Here is a 13,798-nt window from a genome sequence, read left to right as displayed (position 1 = left end):
ATGAACGACACCACGAAGATCACGCCCACGACCACCAGGATGTATTTGTCGAGCACGTCCCTGGGCAGCAGCTTGCCCAGCACCAGCCCGGCCACCGGAATGCCCAGCCCCCACAGCACGGCCCCGGCGGCGTTGGCGACCATGAAGGTGCGCTCATTCATGTGGATGGTTCCGGCCAGCGTGGGCACCAGCGTGCGGATAATCGGGATAAAACGGCCCAGAATCAGGGTCGAGTTGCCGCGTGAGGCGAAGAATTCCCGCGCCTGCTCGACGTATTCGGCCTTGAGAAAGGGCACGCGGGCAAACACCATCGGCCCGAACGTGCGCCCGATGTAGTAGCCCGATGCGTTGCCTAAAAAAGCCGCGACCATGACAATGAGCGCCACCAGCCAGATGTTCAGGTCGCCGCGTGCCGCGAACAGGCCCGCCGTAATCAGCAGTGTGTCGCCCGGCAGAAAAAAGCCGATCAGCAGCCCGGTTTCGGCAAAGATGATGAGAAACAGCCCCAGGTAGGAAAACGTTTTGAGCAGGTATTCTGGATCAAGCATTCGGGCAGTCTACGCTGCCGCCCGCCCGGCGCCGTCAGCCAAAAGTCTGTGCTGAGCTGTGCTGAAGGTCTGGGCCAAAAGTCTGTGCTGAAAGTCTGGGCCTGTATCAGTCCTGTGCCCACCCGAACATCCGCACCAACGCCAGGCGGCCCTTCCCGGTGTGGAAGGGCCGCCTGAACGGAGAGAAAGCTGAACAGAGGGAAATCTACGCCTGGTGCGGCTCGGCGTCGGTGCTTTTGCTGAGGTTGACCGGCTGCGAGGCAACCGGCTGGGTGTTGACCGGCGCGGCGCTCTGGGCCGGGATCAGGCTGACCGGGGCGGGGGTGCTGGCCAGGATGGTCTGGGTAGCGGGCACGGGCGGCGCAGCGACGGCCTCCTCTTTGAATGAGCCTTCCAGCTCCTCTTTCAGACCCGCCGTGCCCTTGCGGAACTCGCGGATCCCGTTGCCCAGGCTGCGGCCCAGGTCGGGGAGCTTCTTGGGGCCGAACAGCAGCAGCGCGGCGACCAGGATCAGCAGGATTTCGGGCATTCCAAGGTTGGGCATGGGGTGGACCTCCAGAGAGTTTGAGGGTGATGGGGCTCGGCTTATTCCCAGTTTAGGTCAGTTGGGGAGGGCGAATATGGAATGTGGCCTCTTCATTCGGATATACGCCGCCCGGCTCCATCTGGATGTAACCGAACCTAGCGGTAAGCCTTGAGCGTGCCGTCCATAAAGGCGATGTAAAGGCTGCCGCCGTCGGCCAGCGGGGTGGCCTGGACGCCGCGAGCTTCCCGCTGCTGCCACACTAGCCGCCCATCGTGAAGACTCAGCGCACACAGCTCGCCCATTTCGGAGGCCAGGTAGACCTGCGCCCCGCTGATGACCGGGCTGGCGGTGACGCGGCCCTCCAGGCGGTGTGCCCACAGGTCGTCGCCGCCCAGCAGGCTCAGCGCCTGGACCTGACCGCCCCAACCGGCCACCACCACGCTTGAGTCCTGCACGGCGGGCGCGGCCCACAGCTCGTCTTCCAGGTCGTAGCTCCACAGCACGGCTTCGGGGGCGAGTGCCGCCCGCCCGGCCTGAATCTGGAGGTGCAGCGCGTGAACCTCACCTTTCCAGGTCGCCACGATCAGCGCCGCCTCACCCCGGCCCAGCGGTGCCAGCGCAGGCGTGGCGTGCGTCACGCCGACCTCGACTTTCCAGAGCTGCGCGCCGCTGAGAGCGTCCAGGGCGTGCAGCCAGCCGTTCTCGTCGGCCACGAAGGCGGCGCCGCCCCAGATCAGCGGCGAGGCGGCTACCGGGCCGCCCGTTCGGTAGGCCCAGGCCAGTTCGCCGGTTTGCAGATCGACGGCGTGCAGGTGCCCGTCGCGGGAGGTGACCAGCACCCGGCCTCCCCACAGCGTCGGGGCGCCGGTCAGTTCGGCGCGGGTCTGGTGGGTCCACTGCGGCGTGCCGTCGAAGCGGGCGCGGCGCAGCGCTCCGTCCCAGGCGCCGTAAATGACGCTGCCGTCCAGCAGGGTAGCGGGCGCGGTCACCTCGTCCTTGGCGCTGAAGGTGGTATGCAGGTCGCCGCTGCTGCTGACCAGCGCCAGGTGGCCGCTGCGGGTGCCCACCGCCAGCAGGCCCTGGCCGCCGATGACCGCCGAGGGCCAGGTGACCTCGCCGGGCAGGGTCATGCTCCACCGCTCGCGCAGCTCGCCGGGCCAGGCCGGGCCGCCGCTGTGCGACCCGCTGCGGCTACGGCCCCCCCGGTACTGGGCGGCGCCCTGGGCGGCGGCGTCCTGGCGGGCCTGGGTCCACAGTTCGGCCAGCGCCTCGGCATTGGGCGGACGGTCCGCCGCTTTCTTGGCCAGCAGGTGCAGCAAAATCTGCGCCACGCTGTCGGGAATGGCCGGATTCAGCTCACGCGGGTCGGTGGGCGACTCGTAGACATGCTGAAACAGCACGCTCTGGTCGTTGTCGCCCACGAACGGCGGACTGCCGCAGGCCACCCGGTAGAGCACCGCGCCCAGCGCGTACAGATCGCTGCTCGGCCCCACACCGCTGCCGCGTGCCTGCTCCGGGGCCATGTACTGGGGCGTGCCCAGCGTGACGCCGCTGCGGGTCAGGTGGCGGGTGTGCTCGCTCATCGAGACCAGCCCGAAATCCATGATGCGCGGCAGCCCGTCCTCGCCCAGCAGCACGTTGCCGGGCGTCAGGTCGCGGTGGACCAGCCCGACGGCGTGAATGTGTCCCAGCGCCCTGGACACGAAGGCGGCGGCGCCCAGGTAGCGCCCCAGGCTGCTGGGCATGTCTTCGAGCGGCCCCAGCGTGCTGATCGGGCCGCCGGTCAGCAGCGGCATGGTAAAAAAGTCGCGGCCCTCGTGCTGGCCCAGGTCGTGAATGGCGACCACGCCGGGATGGGTCAGCCGCGCCAGAATCCGGACCTCGCGCAAAAAGCGTTCACGGTCCAAGAAATGCACCTGCTCGTGCAGCAGCTTCAGGGCCACGTCGCGCCCCAGGTGCAGATCGGTGGCCCGGAAGACCTCGGCGCTGCCGCCCTCGCCGATGGGTTCGTGCAGCAGATAGCGCGTCGATAGGGTCTGCCCGCTGCTCAGCGCCATAGGAGGCGAGTGTAGCGCCTGCGCGGGCGCTGGATTGATCCATGCACCCAGTCATCCATACACCCAGTCATCCATACACCCAGTCAATGTGCTGATCGACACCTCGGCGTCGGCGAGCTTTAACAGTGAAGGGTGAACTGGAGGTGTACCAGCGCAGTCGCGGGCAGGATGAGACCGAAATTGCGCCGCGCGAAAATCTGTTCCGGCACCGCTGGACGGCAGTTCTCGCGGCCCACGGCCTGATCCGGAACCAGCCGGTCCTCAACACGACGACCAAAAACATTGAAGCGCTCAGACGGCGGTTGGAGGTCCGTGTTGCCTGGGCGCTGGGCGGCCTTTTGCGAAACGACTTCCTTGAACGACTTCCTCAGACGTCGCGCAGGTCGTCGGTTTCCAGCAGGGCGCGGTACTCCTCGATCTGCTCGCCCTCGCCCATTTCCTTGGCGATCTTTTCGATGGCCAGCCGGACGACCTCGCTTTTGGAAATCAGGCGCTCCGGGCTGGAGAGTTCATAAGCGGTTTTGGTCAGCAGCGCGTCCTGCTCCTCGCTGATAACCACCTGCAACCGCTTGCGTTCCTTCTTGGGCATGGGTACTCCTCAAATCAACCGCGTCGTTCCGGACTCCATTCTGGACACTTCTGACTGGACACTTCTGAACGACACTTGAGCGACACTTCTAAAGCGGGCCATTCTTCACTGAGCGCCGTTCTTTATGAAGCGTACCACGCCTGTGCTCAGATGCTCAACATGCACACGTGCCTGACAGTGAGTATGGTTGCGCGTTTTGCTTGTCTGGGCGACGCCGGGGTTGTGTCTGTGGGCCGGGGCAGTGTTGATGGGCCGGGGAGGGCGGGGTTAAATAGATGTCCGGCCAGGCGCGTTACGGAATTCTGGGCGCAGGCGTTTATGCTGAAGGCCATACGAACGGCTGACGTCCCTCGCCCCGGTATCCACTTCAGTGCCCACCTCGGTTGCTCTCTGGCGTGCTGGACCTTGCCGGTTGCCAACCTGGTGCGCCTCATTTCGGATAAAGCTTTGTTCCCTGGGCCGTATTTTGGACCCGACCTGGCCTCTTGCTACTGAGCACATGATAGGCACTACTGGACTCACAGTGAGTAAGGTGTGTAAGATGCAACAGAGAACAGTCAGTTAACGCGACGCCGCGCTCAATCCTCCTCCTCTGCTTTACCCTCCGGTCACTGCGGGCCGGACGCCAAAGGACTCCCCATGCTGCAAATCACGCCCCTGCATATCACCGGTGGCCGCCCACTCAGCGGCGAGTTCGCGGTTCAGCCGAGCAAGAACGCCGCGCTGCCGATCATCGTGGCGGCGCTGCTGAGCACGGAGCCGGTGACCCTGCACGGCATTCCGAGGCTGTCGGACATCTACACCATTCTGGATATCGTGGGCCACCTGGGCGCGCAGCACGCCTGGGTCGGCCCCAACAGCGTGACCCTGCACACCCCGGAGATTTTGAACACGGCGGCGCCCTACGCGCTGGTCAGCAAGATGCGGGCCAGCTTCATCGTGATGGGCGCCCTGATCGCCCGCGCCGGGGAGGCCACCGTCAGCATGCCGGGCGGCTGCGCCTTCGGCTACCGGCCCGTGGACCAGCACGTCAAGGCCTTCCGGGCGCTGGGCGTGGACATGGAGGAGGAGGGCGGCAACTTCGCGGCCCAGCGTCCCCGCGCGCTCAGCGGCTCCTACGTCTTCGAGATGCTGACGGTGGGCGCCACCCAGAACGCCATTCTGGCCGCCGTGCTGGGCAGCGGCCAGGTGGTGCTGGAAAACGCCAGCATCGATACCGACGTCGTGGACATGATTAACTTTCTCAAGTCGCTGGGCGCCGATATCCGGGGCGAGGGCAGCAACACCATCACGGTGCAGGGCGTGCCGAGCCTGCGCGGCGGCGAGTACCGCATCATCCCCGACCGCATCGAGGCCGGAACCATCATGCTGGCCGCCGCCGCCACCCGCAGCAACATTACGCTGACCGGCGTGCGTCCGGCCCACCTGCGCGCCGTGAGCATGAAGCTCACCGAGATGGGCGTGCATATTCTCGAATCCGGCGACATCCTGACCGTGGACGCCAGCCGCTCGCGCCTCAAGCCCACCAACGTCACGGCGTTGGAGTTTCCCGGTTTTCCCACCGACGTGCAGCCGCAGATGAGCGCTTTGCTGTCTACCGTCAGAGGCACCAGCGTGGTCGTGGACCGCATCTACCCGGACCGCCTGACCCACGTGGTCGAGCTGACCCGCATGGGCGCCCAGATCACCGTCAGCGAGCACACCCAGGTGATTCAGGGCGGCAAGCTCCACGGCGCCCCGGTCAAGGCCGCCGACATCCGGGCGGGCGGCGCATTGGTCGTCGCGGCGCTGGCTGCCGAGGGCGAAACCATCATCGACGGGATGCAGTACATCAACCGGGGCTACGAGCGCTTCGCCGAGCGGCTGCGTGGCCTGGGCGTGGACGTGCGCCAGTCCGAGCTGACCCTCGCCTCCGCGATGGACTGAGCGCCGCCAGCAGGATGCTCCCCGCGCCAGTGTTGGCCGGGGAGTTTTGCCGCCGTGAAGTTGCACCTGGCGGCGGCGTAGGCTGGACGAATGGACCCTGCCCTGGCCTCGCTGCTGGCCTACTTTCGCCCGCTGGCGACTTTGAACCGCACCTGGCCCGGCGCCTCGGAAGCGTTGCTCTCGCCCGGCGTGAACCTGCTGGGCGCCAACGCCGCCTACCTGGACGCCGAAGCTGACTGGGCCGCCGCTCAGGTCTGGGCACGCGAGCACCGCTGGCCGCTCTTGCGGGCGCGACTGGATGAGGGTCGACACGTCCCGGCTCAGGCCGAAGTGGTCGGCACGGTGAGGGTTGGCACGGTGAGGGTCGGCACGCTTCGCAGCCCCCTTCAGATCGAGCAGGTGTCTCGCCTGACCTTGCCCATCTGGGCCGACGTGCTGGCCGAGGCGCACGCCCAACCGGAGTGGTCGCCCCTGCTGGCCCGCCACCTGGCCGCCCGCCTGGAGACCCTGCGCGACCACGCCCTGCTTCTCGCCTACGCAGGCGCCGAGCCGGTGGGCGCCCTGCTCTGGCAGCCGAGTGGAGCGCACCTGTGGGGCACCCTGGACCCGGCGGTGGATTATCCCCTGCTGAGTGCCGCCGCCGACCTGAGCGGGGGGGCGCTGCTGGTGAGCTTGCCGGACACCTCGCCCGTGCAGGTGGCGGATGAGGTGACGGTGCGCTTTGAGCTGGAAGGGGGTGGGTAGGGGAGTGGGAACAGATGGAGGGCGTGAGTTGCGCTCGCATCCCTGTGCAAGCAGCTCTGCGAGTCACCCGCTGCTGTGCAAGCACTCCTCGTGAACGCACGCCCGTCTTGGGCAGAGCGGCACCCGTATGGGAGGAGTGGCACCCTCATGGGCGTCCGTTCACGACGAAGGGCCTGACCGCTTGGGCAGAACGGCACCTATCGGGCCTTCTTGGCCAGAACGGACGCGCCTGGCCGCTGCCCGCTGGGGGGTGGGGGAGTCGACGCATTCGCAAGAAGCTGAAGCCCACGCAACGCAACCGTCAGCCGCCCGTCCAGCCCGCAGACACTGTGTCCCCGCCCAAGAGCCCATCCAACCCAGACACACCTATTTCGCAAATAGCGTAACTGCGCTACACTGTCTGCATGTCCAGTATCCCCATGTCTCAGCCTGAACACAACGACCCCGCCCTGCGGCCCAAAACCCTGACCGAGTACGTGGGCCAGGTCAAGCTCAAGGATAAGCTGAGCGTCTACCTTCAGGCGGCGAAGGGCCGCAAGGAGGCGCTCGATCACACGCTGCTGTTCGGCCCGCCCGGACTCGGCAAAACGACGCTGGCGCACATCATCGCGCACGAACTGGGCGTGAATATTCGCGTGACCAGCGGCCCAGCCATCGAGAAGCCCGGCGACCTGGCCGCTATTCTCACGAACAGTCTGGAAGAAGGCGACGTACTGTTTATCGACGAGATTCACCGGCTGGGCCGCGTGGCCGAGGAACACCTCTACCCTGCTATGGAGGATTTCAAACTCGACATCGTGCTGGGCCAGGGACCGGCGGCGCGGACCATCGAGTTGCCGTTGCCGCGCTTCACGCTGGTGGGCGCCACGACCCGGCCCGGACTCATCACCGCGCCGATGCGCAGCCGCTTCGGGATCATGGAGCACCTGGAATACTATACGCCGGAGGAAATCGGCATCAATCTATTGCGCGACGCCCGGCTGCTGGGCTTCGGACTGGATGAGGCGGCGGCGCTGGAGATCGGCGGGCGCAGCCGGGGCACCATGCGCATCGCCAAGCGGCTGCTGCGGCGCGTGCGCGACTACGCCGAGGTGGCGGGCGAGAGCCGCATCGGCATGGAGCGCACCCACATGGCCTTGGATAAGCTGGGCCTGGACGCGGCGGGCCTGGACGACCGCGACAAGAAGTACTTAGAGACCCTGATTCACCGCTTCGCGGGCGGTCCGGTGGGCGTGGACACCCTCGCCACCGCCATCAGCGAGGACGGTCTGACGCTCGAAGACGTGTACGAGCCCTACCTGATCCAGCTCGGCTTCATCAAGCGCACGCCGAGGGGCCGGGTGGCGACGGCGCACGCCTACGCCCACCTGGGCTTGCCGGTGTCGGGCCACCCGGACGACGAATTACCGCTGTTCATCAACTGAAGCTGGACGAATAATTTTATCTTTAAAAACTTCATTTTGAGAGCCTCATGATGTGTTTAGCCAGCACATCGTTGTTCAATGATGGTCCACTTAGGTGAATGATTTCAACCGCTTCTTCGTCACTAGGCACACTAAACCCCTTCAAAAATACCTTGAGCATCTCTTCAGTAACTTCAAACTCACCTTCAATTCGTGTAGAATTTCGCACGGTTAAACGTTCTCTAAGTATTTCGGCGTCTACATCTAAATAGTAGATTACGGGATACCCGTTGATATCCTTAATCATCTTCGAAACCAATGCTCGTTCTTCTTGCCGCCAAAACCCATAATCGAGTACTATATTTACGTTTAACTTAACTAACTGTGATACTATATCAAAGATTCTCGTTTTAGTATTTGCCATACGATCGTCAAATTCTTTGCGAGACATATGATGGCCGAAAAGAGATATCATCCACTCGTCTATAGAAAATCTTACAAACAAAAATTCACTTTCCAGGCGCTTTGCCAGTGTGGATTTCCCAGAACCAGTCATGCCACAGAGAAGAATAACAACTGGCCGATGATTCGTATTTTGGACATCACTCACGCATATCTCCTCTTCTCGTTGATATCAGATGAGGGCCTGGGCGCATGCTCAGACCAGCTTTCTAGTCCGGTCGGTCCTCAGCAGCCGCGCCGCGATCACGCCTGCGATGAAGCCGAACAGGTGGCTTTCCCAGGAGATGTAGGGACTGCTCGGCAGCGCACCCCAGAGTGCGCCGCCGTAGAGGACCAGCGCGGCGAGGGCGGCCAGAATATCGCCGGGCCGCCGCTCGTGCCAGGCGCTGGCCAGCAGCAGCCCGAAGTAGCCGAAGACCAGTTCGCTGGCGCCCAGGTGGTTGCCGGACCGGGCGAACAGCCAGACCAGCAGCCCGCCGACCACCACGATGACCAGCGTGGCGACCACGAATCTCCCGGCGCCGCGCAGGGCGTTCAGGAAGGCCAGCACCGCCAGCGGCAGGGTATTGCCGATCAGGTGCATGAAACTGGCGTGCAGAAACGGCGCACTCAGGATGTGGCTGAGCGTGTCCAGGTGGCGCGGCACGATCCCGAAGCGGTCCAGACGGCCCCCGAACACCAGCTCGTCGGCGATCTCCTGGCCCCACAGCAGCGCGACCAGCACGGCGGCGACCAGCCCGGCCTCGGCGAACGGGCGGCGGGCCTGAACCGGCGCTGCCCGCTCAGGCGACCTCATACGGCCCTACGCTCCATTCCCGCACAGTCGCAAAAGCGGCCAGGCGGCGAGGCAAGACGCCCGGTAGGTGCATCGTCGTGAACGGACGCCCATCCTCCCGTTCTGGACAAGACGCGCCGCCTGCGCGTTCATACCGCACAGGGCCGTACACAGGGCCGTACTTTCTCCCACTCCCGTTCTTGTCCAGGGCAGGGCCGATGACGACGCTTGGACGCTTGGTCGGACCCAGCCGGTAGTTCATACGGGATTCAATCGGAGTCCTTATCAGTTGGTCTGACATACCAGGGCCGTTCCCTGCGGCGCACAGCTCACGTCGAGCGTCTGGTCACGGGCCAGCTCGATGCCCAGTCGCGCCGGGCTGATAGCGCTACCTTGGGGCGTGAGCGTCAGGGCGTAGGCGCCGGGCAGCAGTTTATACTCTTGCGGCGCTGTGTAGTCCAGTGGCGCTGGGCCGCTCTGAGCGAACGAGCCGGAGCCCCCGACCTTCCTGATCGACACACTGGCAGGCACGCTGCTGGTCACCCGTAGCAGGGCCGTGGCCTGTCGCCGCAGCCGAACGTTCAGCAGCGCCTTTTGCTCGGAGGCGACCATCACCGTGCGGCTCTCGGTCTCGAAGCCGTCGCGCTCGATGCGAATCTGGGCGCGGCCCACCTCCACTGCCGCCAGGTCGAGCGGCGTGCGGCCCCGGTAGGTGTCGCCCACATAGACGTTGGCGCCGTCTGGGACGCTGCGCACACTCAGCGCCCCGTAGTCGCTGACGCGGTAGACCAGGGTGCTGACATTCCAGCTCCCCGCCGCAAGCCCAGCCGTGGCCGCGCCCACCGCCCGACCAAGCTCAGACACGCTGCTGCCCAGCGGCCCGAACACCAGCGGGCGGGTGCTGGCGACCACGAACAGTTGGGTAAATCCGTTGACGGCGGGCAGCGCCAGGTTGGCAGTCCCGGCGGTGGGTTGAGTCTCCGGCACGATCAGGCGTCCAGGTTGAGCTTCCGGTAAGAGTAGACCGTAGAGGTAGGTGCCCGCCCCGCTGGCTGGGCCGCTCAGTTGCACCTGCGCGCTCGCCGGGCCAGGGCGGCGGTACTGGCCGGTGTCCACCTTCAGGGCCAAAGTTGACAGCGCCGAAGTTGACAGCGCCGAATCAGAGAGGGTTGCGGTGACCTTCAAAGCCGAGCCGGATTGACTTCGCAGCGTGGTTGGAACACAGGCCGTCAGCAGCAGCGTCGACAGGGCGAACAGGGCGGGCGCGGAGCGCAGGCGTGGCATGCTGCCCAGTCTAGTGAAGACGGCGGGCCGAAATCGTCATCCAGCCGAAATCGTCATCCAGCCGAAACCGTCATCCAGAAGTGATGCCCGGCAGGTTCAGCAGACGCCGCAACTCGGCGTGGGAGGCCAGCGCCCGTTCGGCTCCGGCTGCGACCAATGCCGCGCCGTCCACGCCGTGTGCGCCGCCCGTGAAAGCCCAGACGGTGGCCCCGGCGCTCAGGCCCGCCGCCAGGCCGGTCAGGCTGTCCTCGACGACCAGGCACTGCCGGATGTCGGCGCCGAGCTGCCTGGCCGCATACAGATACAGGTCCGGCAGCGGTTTGCCGCGCAGCCCGACGCAGGTGGGGTCGTAGGCGTGTTCGCCCACCAGTCCGCTCAAACCCGCCGCGCCCAGTTTGAGGTGCAGCCGCTCGCGCTCACTGTTGCTCGCCACCGCGAAAGGAAGATGAGCAGTCTGGAGCGCCCCCAGGAGCAGGGCCGCGCCGGGCACCTCCTGAACGCTGGCGAAAGCCTCGCCCAGCCGCCTATTCAGGTGGGCCTCGAACGGCGCCGGGCGTTGCCAGCCGTGCTCGCGTTCCAGGGCGGTGTATAGACCCGGCACGGTCAGACCCACCGCCATCGCCATGTAAGAGGGAGCGTCCAGCGTGAGGCCATGTTCGTGCAGAGCTGAGCGCCAGATCTCGCCGGTCAGCACCTCGCTGTCGACCAGCACGCCGTCCATATCGAATAAGATCGCTTCGAAGGTCATGCTGGGTAGTGTAGAGCGCAGGCGCTGGGCGTTGGCGGCGCTGCCGCTGTGCGTTTGTCGGGTGGTGATGCCGCGCTGCTGGGCTGGATGGGCGAGGGAGCCGGTCGCCGCGCTAGGCATGATACATCCTACTTCGTTCCACACGCACTTTGTCTCCCGGCGTCCCCCACATCGTGTAGCTCAGGTAGGGCGCCCGTGCTCCACAACTGCCCATAACCGACCTTGCTGGAAGGGAGTGGTCTACTTCAGCGGAAAACAGCGTCTGGAGTAGAAAACAGCGTCTGGGCGCTCATTGTTGATCCCTCGCCCCTTGCTGGAGAGTCGCAGACCTGCTTGCAGAGGGAGGGAGCCGCGAAGCGGCGGAAGGGTGAGGGGAGTGAGCGCAGCTCATGCCCTCCCTCTGTTCCCACTCCCCACACCCCACTTCCCAAACAAATACCCGCCTTCCCACTTCGGAAGACGGGTTTGCCCTGCTCACGTCCTTATCCCTTGACGCTCCCGGCCAGCAGACCGCGCACGAAGTAGCGGCCCAGCAGGATGTACACCAGCAGGGTCGGCAGGGCGGCCATGATGGCGCCCGCCATCGGCAGGTTCCACGACACCGCCTGGCCGCCGGAGAGCTGCGAGAGGGCGTAGGTGACCGGCTGCGAGCCGCTGTTGGTCAGGGTGGCGGCGAACAGGAACTCGTTCCAGACCTGGGTGAACTGCCAGATGATGACCACCACGAAGCCCGGAATGCTGATCGGAAAAATCACCCTGGCGTAGATGCTCCAGAAGCCCGCGCCGTCGATGGTGGCGGCCTCGACCAGCGCGTCGGGCACGTCGGCGTAGAAGTTGCGGAAGATGAGGGTGGTGATCGGGATGCCGTAGACCACGTGCGCCAGGATCAGGCCCCAGATGCTGCCGTACAGGCCCAGCGACTTGATGAACTGAAACAGCGGAATCAGCACCGCCTGGTAGGGAATGAACATGCCGAACAGCATCAGGGCGAAGAGGGTGTTGGCGCCCCGGAAGCGCCATTTGCTCAGCGCGTAGCCGTTGAGGCTGCCCAGCATGGCGCTCAGGAAGGTGGCGACCACCGCCAGGAAGACGCTGTTTTTGAAGTTGCCGCCGATCTTGGCCCAGGCTTCACTGAACGAGGCCCAGTTCAGAAAGTCGGGCCAGTGCCAGGTGGTGCTCAGGTTGATGGCCTGCGGGGTCTTGAAGGCGGTGGCCAGCAGCAGGTAGATCGGCACCAGGAAAAACAGCGCGGCGATGACCAGCAGCGCGTACATGCCGATGCGGCCCGGCCCGGTCTTTCTGGCTCTGGGCGCGGCGCGGCTGAGTTCACTGGTGGGTCCGCTCTGGACGGTCATGTGCGCTCCTGGGTGCGGAACTGGCTGGCCAGGTACGGCACCACGATCAGCGCCACCAGGATCAGCAAGATGGTGCCGATGGCCGCGCCCACCGCGAACTGATTGCCCCGGAACGAGGTGATGTACATGTTCAGCGCCGGAACCGAGGTGTAGCTGTTGTCCGGGCCGTTCATGGCGTAGACCAGATCGAAGATTTTGAGGCTGATGTGGCCCAGGATAATCATGGCGCTGAGCGAAATGGGCGCCAGCAGCGGAAAGACCACGTACTGGTACATTTTGCCCTCGCTGGCGCCGTCCACGCGGGCGGCCTCGCGCAGCTCTTCGGGAATGCCGCGCAGACCCGCCAGGTACAGCGCCATGGTGTAGCCGCTCATCTGCCACACCGCAGCGATGATGATGCCGATGAGCGCCAGGTTGAAGCCGTGAAATTCGGGCCGGGCCGTCAGTTTGATGTTCGGGCCGATGACCAGCGCCCAGATCAGCAGCAGCGCGGCGCAGATGAAGGCCGCCGTCATGCGGTTGCTGTTGCCCTCACGCAGCGCCCGGAAGGCCACCAGGCCGAGAACGAGCGCCACCACCACGGCGGTAAACAGCGGCAACATGTTCCAGTCGAGCTTGAGCACGCCCGCCGTACTGCTGAGCCAGGCGAAGGTGCCGGGCTTGGCGCCCAGCAGCGCGGGCAACTGGTTGACGCCGCCCTGGGGTTGCAGCATCCAGCGCCAGATGGTGCCGGTGACGATGAAGCTCAGCGACATCGGAAAGAGGAAAATGGTGCGCCAGATGCCCTCGCCGCGTGGGTTGCGGTCGAGCAGCAGCGCCAGGCCCAGGCCCAGGCCCAGGCAGCCCGCGATGAAAAACACCGTAAAAAAGATGGTGCTCGTCATCTCCTGGCGAAACCGGACCTGTAAAAAGCCGCTGAACAGATCGCTGTAGTTTTGCAGCCCGACGAATTTCAGCACCGGATTCAGGGCCAGCGCCTGCACCGGGTCCTGGCCCCAGTCAGTTAGGCTGACGTAGCCGCTGCGGGCAATGAAGCCGTAGACGAAAATCAGCACCAGGACGACCGAAGGGCTCAGCACCGCAACCGACCACAACCGGTCTGCCGAGATACGTTTGCGGCGCGGCGCGGCGGCGGGCACTTTGGGCAGCGTCTTGGTCATGCCCTAGCTCCTGGGGGTGTGACGTCAGGCCCACTTGTGAACCTGCACAGCGAAATAATGGTCATGAAACAGTCTCCTTTTAGAGCAGTACTCCGAATTACGCCACGGGGAAAACAGCCTCCCCGCGCCTCCATTCTGCGTCCTGCTCAGTCAAAACTACTCGCTCCGCTCGGTCATAAAAAGACCCTTTTTATGACATCTGCTCTAGGGTGGTGGCACGG

13 protein-coding genes are annotated in these 13,798 nt (G+C 65.0%); 3 read left to right on the top strand and 10 right to left on the bottom strand.

Annotated elements, in window-relative coordinates; genetic code table 11:
* The 4 genes from Q0R23_RS15540 to Q0R23_RS15525 all read right to left on the bottom strand — a co-directional run.
* A partial coding sequence (locus Q0R23_RS15540; RefSeq protein WP_293914417.1) for a DedA family protein occupies nucleotides 1–548 on the bottom strand: 548 nt, incomplete at its 3' end.
* A 205-nt stretch (nucleotides 549–753) separates the two neighbouring features.
* Nucleotides 754–1,092: a twin-arginine translocase TatA/TatE family subunit gene (gene tatA / locus Q0R23_RS15535; RefSeq protein WP_293914415.1), complete on the bottom strand. Its 339-nt coding sequence runs from the start codon at nucleotides 1,090–1,092 to the stop codon at nucleotides 754–756.
* A gap of 137 nt (nucleotides 1,093–1,229) precedes the next feature.
* The gene (locus tag Q0R23_RS15530; RefSeq protein WP_293914413.1) at nucleotides 1,230–3,131 is read right to left on the bottom strand and encodes a serine/threonine-protein kinase; all 1,902 of its coding nucleotides are present in this window, start codon (nucleotides 3,129–3,131) and stop codon (nucleotides 1,230–1,232) included.
* 367 nt (nucleotides 3,132–3,498) lie between these two features.
* Nucleotides 3,499–3,720 (bottom strand): transcriptional regulator, encoded by a 222-nt coding sequence (locus Q0R23_RS15525; RefSeq protein ID WP_293914411.1) that lies wholly within the window; start codon nucleotides 3,718–3,720, stop codon nucleotides 3,499–3,501.
* A gap of 642 nt (nucleotides 3,721–4,362) precedes the next feature.
* Between Q0R23_RS15525 and murA the strand changes: the two genes are divergently transcribed.
* The 3 genes from murA to ruvB all read left to right on the top strand — a co-directional run bounded on the left by murA (nucleotide 4,363) and on the right by ruvB (nucleotide 7,814).
* A complete protein-coding gene (gene murA, locus Q0R23_RS15520) occupies nucleotides 4,363–5,646 on the top strand; it encodes a UDP-N-acetylglucosamine 1-carboxyvinyltransferase (RefSeq protein WP_293914421.1) in 1,284 nt (427 codons plus the stop codon).
* 90 nt (nucleotides 5,647–5,736) lie between these two features.
* Nucleotides 5,737–6,390 (top strand): hypothetical protein, encoded by a 654-nt coding sequence (locus tag Q0R23_RS15515; protein ID WP_293914410.1) that lies wholly within the window; start codon nucleotides 5,737–5,739, stop codon nucleotides 6,388–6,390.
* Between the two features lie 419 nt (nucleotides 6,391–6,809).
* Nucleotides 6,810–7,814, top strand: a complete 1,005-nt coding sequence (gene ruvB, locus Q0R23_RS15510; RefSeq protein ID WP_293914419.1) for a Holliday junction branch migration DNA helicase RuvB — start codon at nucleotides 6,810–6,812, stop codon at nucleotides 7,812–7,814.
* 31 nt (nucleotides 7,815–7,845) lie between these two features.
* Here the strand turns inward: ruvB and Q0R23_RS15505 are convergent, their stop codons facing one another.
* The 6 genes from Q0R23_RS15505 to Q0R23_RS15480 all read right to left on the bottom strand — a co-directional run bounded on the left by Q0R23_RS15505 (nucleotide 7,846) and on the right by Q0R23_RS15480 (nucleotide 13,577).
* Nucleotides 7,846–8,403 carry an ATP-binding protein gene (locus tag Q0R23_RS15505; protein WP_293914409.1) on the bottom strand — a complete coding sequence of 186 codons (558 nt, stop codon included), beginning with the start codon at nucleotides 8,401–8,403 and terminating at the stop codon, nucleotides 7,846–7,848.
* 48 nt (nucleotides 8,404–8,451) lie between these two features.
* Entirely contained in the window at nucleotides 8,452–9,051 is a 600-nt protein-coding gene (locus Q0R23_RS15500) for a rhomboid family intramembrane serine protease (protein WP_293914408.1), read from the bottom strand.
* Nucleotides 9,052–9,315: 264 nt separating this feature from the next.
* On the bottom strand, nucleotides 9,316–10,314 hold the full coding sequence (locus Q0R23_RS15495) for a PEGA domain-containing protein (RefSeq protein WP_293914406.1): 999 nt from the start codon (nucleotides 10,312–10,314) through the stop codon (nucleotides 9,316–9,318).
* Nucleotides 10,315–10,384: 70 nt separating this feature from the next.
* The gene (locus tag Q0R23_RS15490; RefSeq protein WP_293914405.1) at nucleotides 10,385–11,182 is read right to left on the bottom strand and encodes an HAD family phosphatase; all 798 of its coding nucleotides are present in this window, start codon (nucleotides 11,180–11,182) and stop codon (nucleotides 10,385–10,387) included.
* A 362-nt stretch (nucleotides 11,183–11,544) separates the two neighbouring features.
* On the bottom strand, nucleotides 11,545–12,417 hold the full coding sequence (locus tag Q0R23_RS15485) for a carbohydrate ABC transporter permease (protein ID WP_293914404.1): 873 nt from the start codon (nucleotides 12,415–12,417) through the stop codon (nucleotides 11,545–11,547).
* Nucleotides 12,414–13,577 (bottom strand): sugar ABC transporter permease, encoded by a 1,164-nt coding sequence (locus Q0R23_RS15480; RefSeq protein ID WP_293914402.1) that lies wholly within the window; start codon nucleotides 13,575–13,577, stop codon nucleotides 12,414–12,416. The genes Q0R23_RS15485 and Q0R23_RS15480 overlap by 4 nt, the downstream gene beginning before the upstream one ends.
* Nucleotides 13,578–13,798: the final 221 nt, after the last annotated feature.

Source organism: Deinococcus sp. (assembly GCF_025362455.1).
GTDB lineage: Bacteria > Deinococcota > Deinococci > Deinococcales > Deinococcaceae > Deinococcus.
This window is presented reverse-complemented; position numbering and strand designations above follow the sequence as displayed.